Genomic DNA, 16,225 nt, shown 5'->3' with positions numbered 1-16,225 from the left:
TGCAGAACCGGTTCAGCGCAAGGCGATCACACTGTCGGGGCCGCTCGTCAGCACCAGGTTGCCGACGGCATGAGCGTCGCGGCTGCACGAGATGCCGAGCGGCAGCCGCACCTGCCGGAAGCCGCGGCGGCTGATCACGTTGGCCCAGCAGGCCTCGGTGCTGCGGCTCAGCGAGATCACCCGGCCGTCCGAGGTCACCGTGACCTTCGCGCGGGGGCCGACTGGTGCTGTGACCTGCCAGGCGGTCTTGCCGGTACTCGAGTCGATCGCCGTCACCACAGTGCGGCGGTTCTCGACAGTGCTCGGGCCTGGGCAGTCCACCACGACCAGATAGCGCCCGGCGGCGTTCAGGAGCGTGCGGCAAGCCCAGGTCTGCGGCACCGGCCACCGCCACTTCACGGTGCCGGTCCGCGGGTCGAACGCGGTCAGCGCCTCCGGTACGTCGGAGTCCCCGCCTGGCTCGGCCACCACGACCACTCCGCCGACAGCGACCGGGCGGCGGTAGGTGTCGTTGGTCGGCCGGGCCCAAAGCTTCTTCCCGGACTTCAGGTCCAGACCGATCATCTCGTCGGTGCGCTCCCCGCAGTTGCCGAGGAACGCGACCACGGTATCCATGGAGGCCACTGCGTCGAGATCGGTGCACTTGCCGGGTTCGTAGGTCCAGCGCTGGTCGCCGTTCGGATCGACGCCGTGCAGCTTGTCCGCTCCGCTCGTACTGCGCTCGCCGGTCAGCAGTGGTTGCGCCTGCTGAATCAGGTGGTCACGCGTCCGCCCGGACCAGGCCGCCTTGCGCCGGCCGGTGTTGGCGTCCAGGAGCAGGTAGCCGACGTCGGCGAACTCGGCGAGCACGTAGTCGCCGTCGCCGGTTGCGACGATGGTCGGCTTTTCGTCGGAGTCGGAGCGGCTGTAGCGCCAGCGCAGGTCGCCCGTGGCGGCGTCCAGCATCTCGACGACGCCGCCAGGGCGCGGGACGGCGATCCCGTACTGCGTCCCGATCGCCTCCTCGGCTCCGGTGCCGCGCACCGATTTACTCACCCAGGCCACCGCGCCGTTGAGTACCGATGGAGCTGCCTTGCCGGCGACGCTGTCCGGACCGTCGACGCGCTCGTTCGAGCTCAGCACGTAGTTACGGGCCACCGGCTGCACGACCAGCAACAGAGCCAGCGCGACTACACCTGGAACGGCGAGCCAAGCCAGTTGCTGACCTAGGTTCCGGCTGGGCAGGAACCTGGCCGTTCTGGTGCGCAGCAGTGACGCAGCGAGCGCAGCCCCGCCGGATAAGAGCAGCAACAGCAGAGCGGCGATCAGCAGTGGCACTCGGAGACCGACGCCGACCGCTGGGTTGGTCCGCGGCATCTGCGCCCAGGCGACCAACAGGCCGGTGACTGCGACCGCGACGACGACTCCCGCAATCAGACCGGCGCGCTGACTCGAGCTGCGCGCGCAGCGGAACAGCACCGGCCCGCTGAAGAAGGCGAACCCGGCCAGCGCGACAGGTGGCCAGCCGGGCTGACTGGCGATCGCCGGAATCTGCCAGGACGCTCCGGAGGCCGCGATGGCGGCGACTGCCGCTCCGATGGCTCCGAACGTCGCCGTCGCGGTCAGCGCCGCTTGTTGCCAGCCACGCCAGGGCGCCGGGAGCTCGCTGTCGAGGCCGGCCAGCTCGGTTTCAAGGTTGACTCGGGCTACCGGCGCCAGTCGCTGCCTGGCGAGCTGAGTCCGGTAAAGGTGCCCTTCGAGCAGCTCCTGGACGTGGTCGTACCGATGCTCCAGAACGCTGCGGCGCTCACCCAGATCACGGCGTACCTCGGCGACGTGGACGGCGTACCGGACCGGATCCGCGGACATGATGGCGTTGACCGAGTCGAGCAGGACGTCGCCATTCGCGTCGCGCCGGGGCGGTGCGTAGGAGTCCGGTGGTGGAGCGGCCAGATCTCCGGTCAGGCGGACCAGTCGGGCCACCTCGGCGACGCGGATCGGCTGGACGCCGTACTGCGGCAGCAGCTGCTCGGCGAGCTGCGCCGAAGCCTCTGCGTCCTCGGCCGGTGAACCACCAGGTTCGTGGACGGCCCGGTGGAACCAGGCGGCTAGCCGGACCGACGCCGGGTCGGTGGACAGCTGGATGAGTGGCTCAAGCGCGGCCAGCACGATCTCGAGGTAGTGGTCGCGGTACGCGCGCCGGTTGCGTTCGACGTAGCGAGTGATCAGCTCGTCAGCGAGCTCACCGGGAGCGGGTACCACGCCGTCCCATCGCGCTCGCAGCTCAACCACTGCCACAGTCTGCCAGTCACTGCGCTGCGGACAGCACCCCGGTGAGCAGGCCCGGGTAGAGCGAGTCCAGGTCGTCGCGGCGGAGGCTGCTGATTCGGCGGGTGCCTTCGGTGTGCGTCGTCAGGACGCCGGCCTCTCGCAGCGTGCGCAGGTGGTGCGCCCGGGTGGACGGTGTGACCGGTAGCTCGATCTCTCCGCAGGCGATGCCCTCCGGAGCGTCGGCCAGCGCGCGGACGATCTGCAGCCGGACCGGCTCGCCGAGGGCCTGCAGGACCGCCTCGACGCGGATCTCCGCCCGGTCCGGCTGGGGGAGCTGTTTCCTGGTCATGGGTCCATAGTACGACGGATATCGAAGTTCGATGAGTTTCGTAGTACGATCTTCATCGAACTATTCGAATCTTCCCGGGAAGGACCTCATGTCCGCACGGATCTACCTGCTCGGTGCTGGTGCGTTCGCGGTCGGCACCAGCGCGTATGTCGTGTCCGGCGTGCTGCCCGATGTCAGCTCCGAGCTCCACGTCTCGCTGACCGCCGCCGGTCAGCTCGCCACCGCCTTCTCCCTGGCCTACGCGATCGGTGCGCCGATTCTGGCCACACTGACCGGGCGCTGGGAGCGGCGGACGCTCCTGATCGCCGCGCTGGTTCTGGCCGCGTTGGGCAATCTGATCGCCGCCGTGGCGACCAATTACCCGGTGTTGGTCGCCGGGCGGGTGGTGGCTGCGTTCGGCGCGGCTGCCTACACACCGGCAGCCACTCTGTTCGCTACTGGGCTGCTGCCACCGGAGGAGCGCGGTAGAGCGGTTGCTGTCGTGTTCGGCGGTCTGACCTTCGCTCTGGTGCTGGGTGTGCCGGCGGGGAGTCTGTTGGGACCGACCCTCGGCTACAAGGGTGTCTTCGCGCTGATTGCGGTGATCGCAGTGTTGGTCGCCGTGGTCGAGCGCGCTGCGCTCCCGAAGGTTGATGCGCCCGCAGTGGTCGGGCTGCGCGAGCGGTTCGCCGGGCTCGCCGACCGGCGGGTACAGATCGTGCTCACGATGTCCGTGCTGGGCGTGCTCGGCGCTTTCAGCGTCTACATCTACATCGTGCCGCTGCTCAAGGAGACTGCCGGTCTGACCGGTAACGTCACGGGCATCCTGTTGCTGGTGTACGGCGTCGGTGCTGTGGTCGGCAACCTGCTCGGAGGTCGCGCCACGGACCGCTACGGCAGTATCCGCACTCTGATCGTGCTGCTGATCGGCATCATCCTGACGGTCAGCACACTGGACCTGACGGCTCGCAGTACGGCGGGTGCCGCGGTGGCGCTGTTCGTCTGGGGCATGTTCACCTGGGCCTTCAATCCGCCGATCCAGAACCTGCTGCTGGAGCTGGGCGGCGGTCTGTTGATCGCACTGAACGCCTCAGCCATCTACCTGGGCGCCGGGCTGTCCGCGGTGGTCGGTGGCCTGGTGATCCACGTGGCCGGGCTGCAGTACCTGCCTCCGCTGGCCGCACTGCTCTCGCTGATCGTCCTGGCTCTGACCTTCACTCTGCGCCGCAACCCCGGGCTCGAGGACATCGAGCACTTGGAGCACATCGAGGAGCCTCTGGCGGCAACGGCCTCCGACTAGGGCAGGCTAGCGGCCATGCGACTCTTGGCCGCGCTGCTAGTGCTCACCACCTCGATGACCGGAGCGGCTGACCCCACTCCGGTCGTCGACGGCTGGAAGACCTCGCCTGTGTACGTCGACTCGACACAGCGCTCCCTCGTGCCGGACGAGGACGCGGAAGAGCTGCGTGAGCGGCTCGGCGGTCATGACGAGGCGATCCGGATCGCCGTCGTACCGGCGGCGGTGCTGAACGACGGCAGTGGTAACAGTGCCGCGGCCGCTCGGGCGTACGTCGACGCGCTGGTCGACAAGCAAGCCGCAGACGGTATCTACCTGGTTGTCTTCGGTGGGGCGATCACCTGGGGCAGTGCGGTCGGTGTGGATACCCCGATCGACAAGATCCTCGCTGAGGAGCTGGCCAGGCACAGCCGGTCCGATGCGGTCGGCACACTCAACGGAGTCCTCGACCAGCTCGACGTACCGAAGGCGGCCGGCGGCCCTCCGAGCTGGCTCTGGTTGGTGGGTCTCCTCGTCGTGCTGTTCGCTGCATTCGGTCTGGTGCTGCGGTGGTGGCGGTCCCGGCCGCGGAGCGACTCCGGGCCGGCGCTGTACCGGCCGTCGTACGCCGTCCTCCCGGACGAGGCGGACACGCTGACCGAGCGGCAGGCGCTGGCTCGGGAGGATGTAACGCGGTTCGGCGAGGAACTGGATGCCGCAGATGTGCGTCTGGATGGCGTGGACAACGCGGCAGACGTACAGGCGGCGATGGATGCGTACGCCGACGCCAGCCGCGTGGTCGACGGTGACCTGGAGGACGAAGAGCTGCGTGATGTGCGGGCGCGGGTCGAGTACGGCCGTTGGCGACTCGCTTGTGCGCAGGCGGTCGCTGCGGGCACGGACCGGCCGCCCCGACGGGTGCAGTGCTTCTTCGACCCGGCACATGGCATTTCGGTGACGGACTGGATGTACACCCCGCCCGGTGGGAAGCCACGCGAGGTGCCCGTCTGTCAGTCGTGTCAGGACAGACTCTCGAGGAGCAAGCGATGAAACGACTGCTGGCCGCACTGGCGCTGCTCCTGGTCGTTCCGGTGCTCCCGGCGCACGCTGCGAGCTCGGCTCCGGGTGACTACTTCAACGAGGTCGCTGCGCAGCTGGGTGAGCCAGGCGTCTGGGTGGATCCGGCGGTGCGTGGGCTGTCGGCGTCCGAGGTCGCAGAACTGAACGCTGCGGCCAAGAGCGCGGCAGCGCCGATCCGGATCGCGGTAGTTCCTGCGGAGAAGCTCAGAACCACCAAGTACTCCGGTCTGGTCTGGGAGGGTGAGGAGATCGCCGACCAGCTCTACGACCGGGTCGGCGTCGAGGGCGTCTACGCCGTGCTCGTCGATGCGAGATCACAGAGCGCGGGCCGTGGGTTCCACGCCGTCCAGCGGGCCGACAAGGGGCCGACGTACTACGTGGGCAACGCAGTCGACCAGGCTGTGGACTGTTGTGCGCCGGACTACGAGCGAATGCTGACCAGGTTCATCGAGCAAGCACAGGTGGTCGACAAGCCGTTCTACATCGACGCAGCGCCCTGGGTGGGCAGTATCGCGGGCATCTTCGGACTGTGGTGGAGCATCGTCACCTTTGGCGCGGTCCGGGCCCGGCGTAAGGATGAGAAGGACCATCTGGCCTACACGCGCCCGCTGCTCAACGAGGAGATCATCGCGCTGTCGCAGCAGGTTTCCGCGCTGCCGACGACGTCCGAACCGCAGCAGGCCAAGCTGTCCAAGGATGTCCTCGATACGGTCGAGAAGGCGCGGCACCGACTGGATGCGGCCAAGGGCGACGCTGACATCGAGGCTGTGACCAGTCTGCTCGGCTCAGCCCGCTACGGGCTGGTCTGCATCGACGCAGTCCGGGCTGGGCAACCGATGCCGGAGCCGACCGCGCCGTGCTTCTACGACCCGCGCCACGGGCCCAGCACGGCCAAGGTCAGCTGGCGGCCGGAGTCCGGTAGCGAGCGCGAGGTCGACGTCTGCGCGGCCTGCAAGCGCCGTGACGAGGCTGGCGAGGCGCCGCAGATCCGGATGGTGACCGGCTGGCGCGAAGAGCGCCCGTACTGGACGTACGGCGAGGACATGGCCGCCTATATCGACGGCTACTGGTCGCAGGGCGACGGCCGCCGCTGGTGGTTCCCGGACGAGCGCGCTCGCCGCGCCGGTGACGAGATGCGGGCTCGGTGGCAGTCGCGGCGCGCCCGGTCGCGCTTCGGCCGGATGTCGGCCGCGATGGGCGAATCGATCAACCGGTCGATGTCGTCAGCCGGTTCAGCAGCGGACGACGACGGCGGCGGGTCGCGGCGGCGGTCGTTCTCGTCGCGGACCCGCTCCAGCGGCGGCGGCTCCTCGCGCCGGTCCTCGCGACGCTCAGGCGGGTCGCGCGGCTTCTAGGACGGCAGGCAGGTCCTCGCGGTGCAGAACGGCCAGCGAGGTGACTGCACGCGTCAGACAGACATACAGGCGGCGGAGGCCGGTGCGCTCATCGGCCTCGCCTGCCACAATGCCGGCCGGCTCGACGAGGACGACGTGGTCGAACTCGAGACCCTTGGCCAACGAGGCCGGGACGACGTCCAGGTGTGCGTCGGCGTCGTCCTCGTCGCCGAGGACGGCGAACTCGAGCCCCTGCGCTTGCAGCGCCTTCCGGGCGGCCGGTACGACCGCGTCCGGAACGATCAGACCGATGGAGCCAGGCCGGGACGACACCTCGCTCACCGTCGTCACCGCGGCGGTCAGGCTGTCGTCGACTCTGGTGATGCTGAGCTCACCGCGGGCCCGTCGGACGGCGGTCGGCGGAGTCAGGTGCGGTGCGATGACGGGGAGCAGCTGAGCGGCGTACTCGATCACCTGACCCGGCACCCGAAAGCCGGCCGTCAGCTCCTCGGTGTGGGCGCCGCTCTTGCCCAGGTGCTTCAGAGCCTCGCTCCACGACGGCGTGGCCCACGGTGTCGTCCCCTGTGCGATGTCACCGAGCACAGTCATCGATCCGGTTGAGCAGCGGCGTCCGACAGCGCGCAGCTGCATGGCCGACAGGTCCTGCGCCTCGTCCAGGACGACGTGGCCGAGCGACGGCGTCCGGTCGACCAGGTCGGCGATCTCGTCGATCAGCGTGGCGTCGGCCACTGACCACTTCGCTGCGCCCGCGGAGCGCGGCGCCTTCTCCCAGACGAGCAGCTGCTGCTCCTCGGCGGTCAGGATGCCGTCGGCGTGCTCGGCGAGCAGCTCCGGCTCGGTGAACAGCCGGAACAGCAGCTTCGCCGGGTCGACGGCGGGCCACAGCGCCTCGGCGTACTGCTTGACCGGACGGCTGCGGGCGACGGCGTCCTGGACGCGGTCGTCGGGTGAGTCACCGGCGGCCTCCATCCTGAGCAGCACGGCGTGGGCGAGCCGCTGCGGCAGCATCGTGCGGCCGGCGCCGTACCGGACGCCGCGGGTACGCAGCTCGGCCACCAGCTCTTCGGCGTCGTACGCCGACACCCGCCAGCGGTGTGAGCCGCGCGGAACGACCAGCGCCTCCTTGGGCGCCTGCACCTGCGACCACACGGCTCGGTGCAACACCTCGGCCATCCGGGCGTCGCCCTTCAGTACGTCGACAGCGGCGCTCCCCGGCCCACTCACCCGCACGTGGGCGACCAGCTCCTCGACTGTGGTCTGTTTGGCCTCGATCTCACCCAGCGCCGGCAGGACGTCGCCGATGTACCGCAGGAAGCTCGCGTTGGGGCCGACCACGAGCACTCCGGCTCGGCTGAGCTGGTCCCGGTAGGCGTAGAGCAGATACGCCGCGCGGTGCAGGCCGACGGCAGTCTTACCGGTGCCGGGTGCGCCTTGGACGCAGATGGTGTCCTCGACGCCGGAGCGGACGATGACGTCCTGCTCGGGCTGGATCGTGGCCACGATGTCCCGCATCGGGCCGGAGCGCGGGCGCTCGATCTCGGCGTCCAGGATGTCGCTGTGCTGCTCGGCCGGGGCCGTGGAGGTGAGGTCTTCGTCCTCGAAGGCGGTCATCTCGCCGTGGGTGAAGCCGAAGCGGCGGCGGCTGCCGATACCCATCGGCTCGGTCTTGCTGGCCCGGTAGAACGGCACCGAGATGTCGGCGCGCCAGTCGACCACCAGGGGTTCGCCGAGCGCGTCGTTGACGTGCCGGCGTCCGATGTGGAACGTCTCCGGCGCGGGCTCGACGTAGTCCAGCCGGCCGAAGAACAGCGGCACCTCGGGGTCGTCCTCGAGCTCCTTCATCCGCCGCCAGATCGCGGCCTTGAGGAACTCCTGGTTCACCCGGTCGGCGCTGTGGATCTCCAGCGCGCCGGTCTTCTCCCGCATCTGGGCCAGCGCTGCGCGGGAGGTCTTCAGATAGTTCTTCTCGGCCTGGAGGGTGTCGGACGCGTCTGAGGGCATGAGTGATCCTCCGGCAGGGATTGGGGGCCCAGCTACGTTACTTGAGTCCCTGCCCGGGAGAAACTCATTTATCCCTTCACCGCGCCGGTGAGCACCCCCTTGGCGAAGTGACGCTGCAGAAACGGGTAGACCAGCAGGATCGGGACGATCGACACCACCAGGATCGCCATCTGGATGGATGCCTGCGGTGGCAACAGTTCTGTGCCCAGCTCGGCGCTACCGAGCTGGGTGTCGTTGATGACGTACGTCCGGAGCACCAGCTGCAGGGGCCAGAGCCTGCTGTCGTTCAGATAGAGCAGTGCGGAGAAGAACGCGTTCCAGTACGCCACTGCGTAGAACAGACCGATCACGGACAGCACGGCCCGGGACAGCGGGAGCACGATGTACGTGAACGTCTTCAGCTCACCCGCACCGTCCATGCGGGCGCTCTCGGTGAGCTCACTCGGCAGGTTCATGAAGAACGCCCGCAGTACGACGACGTTGAACGCGCTGACCATGGTCGGCACGATCAGCGCCCAGATGCTGTCCAGCAGCCCGACTCCCTTGACCACCAGGTAGGTGGGGATGATGCCGGGGGAGAACAGCATGCTGAAGAGCACGACGAGCAGGATCGGCCGTCCGGCCACGAACTCCGGCCGGGACAGGGCATAGGCGAGTAGACAGGAGACTGTCAGGCTCAGCAGGGTTCCAACGACCGTGACGAAGATGCTGATCAGCAGCGCCTGGGTGACGACGCCGCCGGCGAACAGTGACCTGTACGCCGCGAAGTCGATCGACTCCGGGATCAGCACCAACCCGCCGGACTCGTTGATCTGCTTGTTCGGTGCGACGCTCGTCGACAGGACTCCGACGAACGGGACGATGACTACCGCGCAGAACACGAGTAGTACCAGGCCTTTGAAGATGCGCATCGGCCACGAGGGCATCGGCACCCCCTGAACGATTCTGCGGCTCATCGGCGGTACACCCCCTGCTCTCCGAAGAGGTGGGCGACTTTGTTTGCCGCCAGCACCAGTGCGACGCCGACGAGCCCTTTGACCAGCCCTACGGCCGCAGCGACGCCCCAGGCGCCACCGAGGACGCCGTTGTTGTAGACGTAGGTATCGAGGACTTCGCTGACGTCCCGGCCGACAGCCTGTTGCTGGAGGATGATCTGCTCGAAGCCGACGGTCAGCGAGTCGCCCAGGCGCAGAATGAACAGCAGGATGATGATGCCGCGCAGACCAGGCAAGGTGACGTGCCAGAGCTGCCGCATCCGGCTGGCGCCGTCCACACTGGCCGCCTCGTACAGCTGCGAGTCGATCTGGGACAGCGCGGCCAAAAGAGGATGGTGGCCCAGCCGGTGTCCTTCCAGATGATCTGTGACGTGAGCAGCACGTGGAACAGCTCGGAGTTCCCGATGATGTTCAGCGTGGCCAGGTCGTGCGAACGCAAGTAGTTGTTCAGTAGCCCGCTTCCGCCGAGCATCTGCTGGAAGAGCGCAACCACGATCACCCAGGACATGAAGTGCGGCAGGTAGAGGATGCTCTGCGCGATGCGCTTGATCCGCTCGGAGAACAACGAGTTGAGCAGTAGCGCGAGCAGAATGGGCGCTGGGAACACGAAGACGGACTGCAGGCTGGTCAGGATCAGCGTGTTCTGCAGTGCGCGCAGAAACGCCGGATCGCCGTTGAAGATCACCTCGAAGTTCGACCAGCCGGACCAGTCGCTGCTGCCGATCCCGAGGAACGGCTGGTAGTCCTTGAAGGCGATGACATTGCCCAGCAGTGGCACGTAGTGGAATGCGACGATCAGAGCGGCCCCGGGGAGTGCGAACAGCAGGAGCACCCGGTCGCGGGTCAACCGGTGCCAGACACCGGGCATCTACTTCCCCGCCGTGTCCGCGAGCGCCTGCTCGAGCTCGGAGCGCATCTTGTCGCCGCCCGCCGCTTTCCAGTCCGCCACGCCACGGGCCCAGTCCGAAACCGGCTTTTTGCCCTGGATGATCTGCGTCTCCAGGTCGGTCATAGTCCTGGCTAGCTGCGCCTGCTTCTTCGACTGCGTATCGGAGTACAGACCGTACGAAGCATCGTGCACAAGCTGTTTCGCGATCTTCTGTTGGACTGCGTGCTGTTTGCGCGGCACCTCCGGTTTGCCTGCCCAGTACAGCGACAGAGGTGCGTCGCTGATGTACTGCAGGCCGATACCGGTCTCGACGACGCCCGCCTTCGAGGGGATCGGATCTGTGCCCTGCAAGGTGTAGTGCCGGCCGGCGACGCCGTACTTGCGGAACAGGTACTCCTCGGTGCCGAACGGCGCAGCCATCCAGTTGGCGATCTTGAGCAGCGTCTCGGGTGAGTGCTTGCTGTCCTTGCTGAATGCGGTCACGTTGTTCAGCGCACCGCCCATCCACGGCGTACCGCCGGGCACGTCGAGCATGTTGACCGCAAAGGCGTCACCTGCGGTGTTGTCGGCGTAGTACTGGTTCCAGGCGACGAAGCTGTCGTAGTCGAACGCTGCTATGCCGCCGTTGAACCACTGCTTGCGCGCACTGGCCTTGTCGTTGAAGGCATCTGGATTCACTACCCCAGCGGCGACCATCTTGCGGCCTGACTCGAGAGCCTCCTGGTTTGCCTCGTCCTCGTAGCTGGAGCTGAACTTGCCGCCGTTCTCCTTCCAGACGTTCGGTACGCCGAGCATCTGCCGAATGGTCGACAGCGGCACCCGCGTCCACGCCCACCGGTTCTGCTTCGCCGCAGTCAGCTCCTTGGCCAGGTCGAAGAACTCCTCGAAGTTCTTCGGCCTCGGGTCCTTGATGCCCTTCGCGGCGAGCAGATCCTCGCGGTACAGCGCCAGCGAGGTCCGGGACATCCCGCGTGGCACCGGAACGCCGTAGATGGCGCCGTTGAACACGCAGCCCTTCCAGAAGTCGGTCGGGATGTTTGCGAGAAACGGGTACTTCTGGACGGCGTCACCTGACAGGTGCTCGGAGAGGTCCAGGCACTTGGCCTTCACCAGGCCGGGGATCTGGGCGGTGTCGACCGGGATGTTGAGGATGTCCGGCAGGTCGCCGCCGGCGATGCGGGTGGCGAACTTGTCCTTGTACTCGTCGTTCGACGCCATGCTGATCTGGAGCTCGGAGCCGAGCCGCTCGTTCAGCGCCTGCCAGAACTGGTTGCGGTCCGCGGCCGGCGGGATCGCACCGGGGATGTTGGTCAGGAACGTGATCGGCCGCCCGTTGCCGGGCGCCTCGGTGATCGCCCGGACCGGGTTGGCCGGGTACTTCAGGAAGCCGTCCAGGACGACGCCGTCGCTGGGAAGGTCCGGTGTGACGCCGGCGTACTTGGTGAACGTCGGCAGCCGCACGGCCCGATTGGCGGCCGCGACGTCGTTCTGGCTCGCGCCGCAGGCGGTCAGCAGCGGTGTGCCGGTGGCGGCGACAGCGGCGGCGGCCAGTCCGCCGCCGAGGAACGTACGTCTGCTGACTGACATGAGGCCTCACCTTCCGTCGGAGACCACACCATGACATAGTACGTCCTATGTCTTCAAGAGTCGGTGCTGCTCCGGTGCTGGTCTTCGATCCGGCCGGGTCGGGGTACCACACGTTCCGGATCCCGGCGGTGGTGTCGCGAGGGCAGCTGGTGCTGGCCTTCTGTGAGGGCCGCAGGCACGGGCCGGGCGACTCCGGTGAGATCGAGCTGGTGCTACGGCGCTCGCTGGACGGCGGGCAGAGCTGGCTGCCGTTGCAGGTCGTACTCGCGGTGGCGGGCAAGACCTGCGGGAATCCGGCACCGGTCATCGACCCGATCAGTGGCGACATCGTCCTGCTGTCCGTCCAGAACGGCGCCGACGCGGTGGAGTCTGCGTTGGCGCACGGTGACGACGTCGACGGGCGCCGGGTGTTCGTTCAGTGGTCCGCCGACGACGGTGCGACCTGGAGTTCGGCTCGCGAGCTCACAGCGCAGGTCAAGCCGGCGGACTGGGGTTGGTACGCGACCGGACCGGGCCACGGGATCGCACTGCGGGACGGCCGGCTTGTAGTACCCGCAAACCACTCTGTGGTGCCCGGTGGCGTCAACGGCGGACACTGCCTGCTGAGTGACGACTCTGGTTGGACCTGGTCGGTTGGCTTCATCGACCGCAACGACGGGCCAGAGGTCAACGCCAATGAGACGGCAGTCGCGCAGCTGCCCGACGGTCGGCTGTACTTCAACGCCCGTAACCACCTCGGCACGGGACCGGCCCGAGTACATGCCTGGTCGTCCGACGGCGGAGTGACGTTGGATGCGCCGTACGCCGGAATTCCCGAGGTCACCGCGCCGGGGATCCAGGGGAATGTGCTGACGCTGCCGGACGGGCGATTGTTGCTCTCGACACCTACTGACCCGGCGGTGCGGCGCGAGCTGACCATTTTCGTCAGCTCCGACGCCGGTGCGACCTGGGAGCCCGGATTGGTCGTGCATCCAGGCATGGCTGGGTACTCCGATCTGACTCTGTTGCCCGATGGCTCGGTCGGTGTCTTCTACGAGGCGGGCGAGACGTCGTCGTTCGCTGCGCTGCGCTTTGCCACATTCGCCCTTTGACCGTTGGGAGATTGCCTTGCTGACTGGTGTCGTACCGCCCCTCGTCACACCGTTCACTCCGTCGTACGACGTCGACACGGCATCGCTGGCTCGGCTGGTGGAGTACCAACTCGCTGGTGGGGTGAGTGGGGTATTCGTACTCGGCACGTCTGGTGAGGGGACGTTTCTGAGTGACGAGCAGCGACAGGTGGTGCTGGAGACAGTCGTCGGTGAGGTCGGCGGTCAGGTGCCGGTGCTGGCCGGAGTGATCGATGCGTCGACTGCTCGCGTCGGTGCGCACATTTCTGCCGCTCTGAAAGCCGGAGTGGACGGTTTGGTTGCTACTGCGCCTTACTACGCGGCGACGCATTCGGCAGAGATCCGTCGGCACTTCACGCGGCTGGCAGAAGTCGCTGGTGATGTCCCTTTGTACGCCTACGACATTCCAGTGCGGGTCGGGACGAAGCTGCCGGCGCCGCTGATGATCTCGCTCGCGAAGGCTGGTGTGATTGCCGGTGTGAAGGACTCCAGCGGTCAGGAGCCCAGTCTGCGTCGGCTGGTGATGGAACGACGGGACGCCGGGCTGGACGGGTTCGCGATCATGACAGGGTCAGAGGTGTCGGTCGACTCCGCACTGGCGTTCGGAGTGGACGGCGTCGTGCCAGGGCTGGGAAATGTGGACCCGGCGGGATACGTGCGGCTGTACGGCGCCCGGGGTGAGGCTGCGCGCGTGGAGCAGGAGCGGCTGATCCGCTTGTTCGAGATCGTCGAGGTGGCGGACCGGGGCCGGATGGGCGCCAGCTCGGCGGCTCTGGGCGCGTTCAAGGCCGCGCTGCACCTGCTCGGGGTGATCGACTGCCCGATCCCGGCGTACCCGGGCATTCCGCTGGACGACGCCGAGATCGCGGCGATCCGGCCGTTGCTGGACCGCGCCGGATTACACTGAGCGGTCTCTACCAAGGGAGGCCGGGCAGTGACGACGGGTGGGCTCAGCCGGGCGCGTGGTGCGGCAGGCAATCAGTCCTTCATCCGCGACCAGATGAAGTCCTTCATCCTCGAGCGCGGGCTGAAGGCCGGTGACCCGCTGCCGAATGAGCAGGAGCTGATGGCGCAGCTCGGCGTCGGCCGGCATCCGCTGCGGGAGGCGATGAAAGCACTCCAGGCCGTCGGCATCATCGAGATCCGGCACGGCTACGGCACGTACGTCGGTGCGGTGTCGCTGCAGTCCCTGGAGGACGGTCTGGCGTTCCGGATGTCGCAGTCGATGGCTGGTGACCTTCGGGATGTGCAGAACGTGCTGGAGGTCCGGCAGGCGCTCGAGGTCGGTCTGGCCGAGGATGTCGTCGCGCACTTCGCCACGCACGACGCCGACGTCCTCGAGGAGCTTGTGCAGCGGATGGAGGCCAAGGCCGCCGCCGGTGAGTACTTCCCCGACGAGGACTGGGCCTTCCATCAGGCCCTCTACGAGCCGCTCGGCAACGCCCTCGTCATCGATCTGCTCTCGGTCTTCTGGCGCACCTTCGCCGAGGTCGACGCCCGGCTGCCCGGCGCCCGCTACACCCCCGCGGACGCCGCCGCCTGGCACCGGGACCTGCTCGACAAACTCGCCGACCCCGATGCCTTCGCCCGCTCCATGCGCAGGCACTTCAACGGCATCCACAGCCGCCTAGGCGAATAGATTTTCAGCATCCACAATCGTGTACGCATAGCCCTGCTCGGCCAGGAAGCGCTGGCGGTGGGCAGCGAACTCGGCGTCCACGGTGTCGCGGGCGACGATCGAGTAGAAGCGGGCAGTGCGCCCGTCGGCCTTCGGACGCAGGACGCGCCCCAGCCGCTGCGCCTCCTCCTGCCGGGAGCCGAACGTGCCGGAGACCTGGATGGCCACCGAGGCCTCAGGCAGGTCGATCGAGAAGTTCGCGACCTTGCTGACGACGAGCCGGTTGATCTCGCCGGTACGGAACGCATCGAACAGCCGCTGCCGCTCCCGGATGCTCGTCTCGCCCTTGATCACCGGACACTCCAGCCGTTCGCCCAGCTCGTCCAGCTGGTCGATGTACTGGCCGATCACCAGTAGCGGCTCACCGGCGTGGTGGTCAGCGATCCGGCGTACCAGCCGGGACTTGGCCGGTGTGGAGGCCGCCAGCCGGTAGCGGTCCTCCGGCTCGGCGGTCGCGTAGACGAACCGCTCGCTCTGCTCCAGGTCGACGCGGATCTCGACGCAGTCTGCCGGCGCGATCCAGCCCTGCGACTCGATGTCCTTCCAGGGCGCGTCGTACCGCTTCGGGCCGATCAGCGAGAAGACATCACCCTCGCGGCCGTCCTCGCGCACCAGCGTCGCCGTGAGGCCGAGGCGCCGCCTGGTCTGCAGGTCCGCCGTCATCCGGAAGATGGGCGCCGGCAGCAGGTGGACCTCGTCGTACACGATGAGGCCCCAGTCGCGGGCGTCGAACAGCTCCAGATGGGTGTAGACGCCCTTCCGGCGCGTCGTCATCACCTGGTACGTCGCGATGGTCACCGGGCGGATCTCCTTGCGGGAGCCGGAGTACTCGCCGATCTCCTCCTCGGTCAGCGACGTCCGCTTCAGCAGCTCGTCCTTCCACTGCCGGGCGGACACGGTGTTCGTGACGAGGATCAGCGTCGTCGCCGAGGCCTGCGCCATCGCAGCGGCGCCGACGATCGTCTTACCGGCACCACAGGGTAGTACGACGACGCCCGAGCCGCCGTGCCAGAACGAGTCGGCCGCCTGCTCCTGGTACGGCCGCAGCTCCCAGCCGTCCTTCAGGAGGTCGATCTGGTGGGCTTCGCCGTCGACGTACCCGGCGAGGTCTTCAGCGGGCCAGCCGAGCTTCAGTAGCGTCTGCTTGAGGTGACCGCGCTCCGACGGGTGCACCAGCACGGTGTCGTCGTCGATGCGCGCACCCAGCATCGGCTTCACCTTCGCCGACCGCAGCACCTCCTCCAGCACCGGTCGATCCGTCGTGACCAGCACCAGACCGTGCTGCGGGTGCTTCTCCAGCCGCAGCCGCCCGTACCGGTCCAGCGTCTCGGCGATGTCGACCAGCAGCGAGTGCGGCACCGGGTACCGGCTGTAGCGCAGCAGTACGTCGATCACCTGCTCCGCATCGTGCCCAGCAGCCCGCGCATTCCACAGCCCCAGCGGCGTCAGCCGGTAGGTGTGCACATGCTCCGGTGCGCGCTCCAACTCAGCAAAAGGCGCAATAGCCTTCCGGCACGCCCCAGAATCCGGATGCGCAGTCTCCAGCAACAGAGTCTTGTCCGACTGCACAATCAACGGCCCGTCCGTCACGCGCCACTCCCATCACTCGGCCGACCCTCCATTGTGCCTGCTACCGCCAAACGGCAGCTCAGGCCGCCTGAGCGGCTCTATCGTGAG

General features: G+C 67.7%; 14 protein-coding genes. 6 read left to right on the top strand and 8 right to left on the bottom strand.

Features of this window, described 5'->3' with window-relative positions; translation table 11 throughout:
* Nucleotides 1–12: 12 nt before the first annotated feature.
* Both HPO96_RS18210 and HPO96_RS18205 read right to left on the bottom strand, forming a co-directional pair.
* Complete coding sequence (locus HPO96_RS18210) at nt 13–2,271, bottom strand: outer membrane protein assembly factor BamB family protein (protein WP_337796702.1); 2,259 nt, start codon at nt 2,269–2,271, stop codon at nt 13–15.
* A gap of 16 nt (nt 2,272–2,287) precedes the next feature.
* On the bottom strand, nt 2,288–2,599 hold the full coding sequence (locus HPO96_RS18205; protein ID WP_171674694.1) for an ArsR/SmtB family transcription factor: 312 nt from the start codon (nt 2,597–2,599) through the stop codon (nt 2,288–2,290).
* A gap of 88 nt (nt 2,600–2,687) precedes the next feature.
* Here HPO96_RS18205 and HPO96_RS18200 point away from each other — a divergent pair, with 88 nt between their 5' ends.
* Genes HPO96_RS18200 through HPO96_RS18190 form a run of 3 tightly spaced genes read left to right on the top strand, consistent with a single transcriptional unit; the run spans nt 2,688 to nt 6,289 of the window.
* A complete protein-coding gene (locus HPO96_RS18200; protein WP_171674693.1) occupies nt 2,688–3,878 on the top strand; it encodes an MFS transporter in 1,191 nt (396 codons plus the stop codon).
* A 15-nt stretch (nt 3,879–3,893) separates the two neighbouring features.
* Nucleotides 3,894–4,904 carry a hypothetical protein gene (locus HPO96_RS18195; protein ID WP_171674692.1) on the top strand — a complete coding sequence of 337 codons (1,011 nt, stop codon included), beginning with the start codon at nt 3,894–3,896 and terminating at the stop codon, nt 4,902–4,904.
* On the top strand, nt 4,901–6,289 hold the full coding sequence (locus tag HPO96_RS18190) for a hypothetical protein (protein WP_171674691.1): 1,389 nt from the start codon (nt 4,901–4,903) through the stop codon (nt 6,287–6,289). The genes HPO96_RS18195 and HPO96_RS18190 overlap by 4 nt, the downstream gene beginning before the upstream one ends.
* Here the strand turns inward: HPO96_RS18190 and HPO96_RS18185 are convergent.
* From HPO96_RS18185 to HPO96_RS18170, 5 genes are all read right to left on the bottom strand, one after another.
* A complete protein-coding gene (locus tag HPO96_RS18185) occupies nt 6,266–8,290 on the bottom strand; it encodes a HelD family protein (RefSeq protein ID WP_171674690.1) in 2,025 nt (674 codons plus the stop codon). The two genes, HPO96_RS18190 and HPO96_RS18185, sit on opposite strands and share 24 nt — an antisense overlap.
* A gap of 68 nt (nt 8,291–8,358) precedes the next feature.
* Nucleotides 8,359–9,246, bottom strand: coding sequence for a carbohydrate ABC transporter permease (locus HPO96_RS18180; RefSeq protein WP_171674689.1), 888 nt, complete (start codon nt 9,244–9,246; stop codon nt 8,359–8,361).
* Nucleotides 9,243–9,563, bottom strand: a complete 321-nt coding sequence (locus tag HPO96_RS38335; RefSeq protein ID WP_337796701.1) for a hypothetical protein — start codon at nt 9,561–9,563, stop codon at nt 9,243–9,245. Before HPO96_RS38335 ends, HPO96_RS18180 begins: the two co-directional genes overlap by 4 nt.
* Nucleotides 9,461–10,153: a hypothetical protein gene (locus HPO96_RS39660; RefSeq protein WP_337796700.1), complete on the bottom strand. Its 693-nt coding sequence runs from the start codon at nt 10,151–10,153 to the stop codon at nt 9,461–9,463. Before HPO96_RS39660 ends, HPO96_RS38335 begins: the two co-directional genes overlap by 103 nt.
* Nucleotides 10,154–11,761 carry an extracellular solute-binding protein gene (locus tag HPO96_RS18170; protein WP_171674688.1) on the bottom strand — a complete coding sequence of 536 codons (1,608 nt, stop codon included), beginning with the start codon at nt 11,759–11,761 and terminating at the stop codon, nt 10,154–10,156.
* Between the two features lie 47 nt (nt 11,762–11,808).
* Between HPO96_RS18170 and HPO96_RS18165 the strand changes: the two genes are divergently transcribed.
* The 3 genes from HPO96_RS18165 to HPO96_RS39655 are packed head-to-tail and all read left to right on the top strand — an operon-like array spanning nt 11,809 to nt 14,509.
* The gene (locus HPO96_RS18165) at nt 11,809–12,852 is read left to right on the top strand and encodes a sialidase family protein (RefSeq protein WP_171674687.1); all 1,044 of its coding nucleotides are present in this window, start codon (nt 11,809–11,811) and stop codon (nt 12,850–12,852) included.
* A gap of 16 nt (nt 12,853–12,868) precedes the next feature.
* A complete protein-coding gene (locus HPO96_RS18160) occupies nt 12,869–13,777 on the top strand; it encodes a dihydrodipicolinate synthase family protein (protein ID WP_238355290.1) in 909 nt (302 codons plus the stop codon).
* 27 nt (nt 13,778–13,804) lie between these two features.
* Nucleotides 13,805–14,509, top strand: a complete 705-nt coding sequence (locus HPO96_RS39655) for a FadR/GntR family transcriptional regulator (RefSeq protein ID WP_337796699.1) — start codon at nt 13,805–13,807, stop codon at nt 14,507–14,509.
* Here the strand turns inward: HPO96_RS39655 and HPO96_RS18150 are convergent.
* Nucleotides 14,498–16,138 carry a DNA repair helicase XPB gene (locus HPO96_RS18150; protein WP_171674685.1) on the bottom strand — a complete coding sequence of 547 codons (1,641 nt, stop codon included), beginning with the start codon at nt 16,136–16,138 and terminating at the stop codon, nt 14,498–14,500. The two genes, HPO96_RS39655 and HPO96_RS18150, sit on opposite strands and share 12 nt — an antisense overlap.
* Nucleotides 16,139–16,225 lie beyond the last annotated feature (87 nt).

It is taken from the genome of Kribbella sandramycini, from assembly GCF_013131805.1.
GTDB classification, from domain to species: domain Bacteria; phylum Actinomycetota; class Actinomycetes; order Propionibacteriales; family Kribbellaceae; genus Kribbella; species Kribbella sandramycini.
This window is presented reverse-complemented; position numbering and strand designations above follow the sequence as displayed.

What these genes read in the sequence shown, in the direction of transcription:
- HPO96_RS18205 (WP_171674694.1), bottom strand. Translation starts at nt 2,599, where the DNA reads ATGACCAGGAAACAGCTCCCCCAGCCGGACCGGGCGGAGATCCGCGTC.
- HPO96_RS18200 (WP_171674693.1), top strand. Translation starts at nt 2,688, where the DNA reads ATGTCCGCACGGATCTACCTGCTCGGTGCTGGTGCGTTCGCGGTCGGC.
- HPO96_RS18195 (WP_171674692.1), top strand. Translation starts at nt 3,894, where the DNA reads ATGCGACTCTTGGCCGCGCTGCTAGTGCTCACCACCTCGATGACCGGA.
- HPO96_RS18190 (WP_171674691.1), top strand. Translation starts at nt 4,901, where the DNA reads ATGAAACGACTGCTGGCCGCACTGGCGCTGCTCCTGGTCGTTCCGGTG.
- HPO96_RS18185 (WP_171674690.1), bottom strand. Translation starts at nt 8,290, where the DNA reads ATGCCCTCAGACGCGTCCGACACCCTCCAGGCCGAGAAGAACTATCTG.
- HPO96_RS18180 (WP_171674689.1), bottom strand. Translation starts at nt 9,246, where the DNA reads ATGAGCCGCAGAATCGTTCAGGGGGTGCCGATGCCCTCGTGGCCGATG.
- HPO96_RS39660 (WP_337796700.1), bottom strand. Translation starts at nt 10,153, where the DNA reads ATGCCCGGTGTCTGGCACCGGTTGACCCGCGACCGGGTGCTCCTGCTG.
- HPO96_RS18170 (WP_171674688.1), bottom strand. Translation starts at nt 11,761, where the DNA reads ATGTCAGTCAGCAGACGTACGTTCCTCGGCGGCGGACTGGCCGCCGCC.
- HPO96_RS18165 (WP_171674687.1), top strand. Translation starts at nt 11,809, where the DNA reads ATGTCTTCAAGAGTCGGTGCTGCTCCGGTGCTGGTCTTCGATCCGGCC.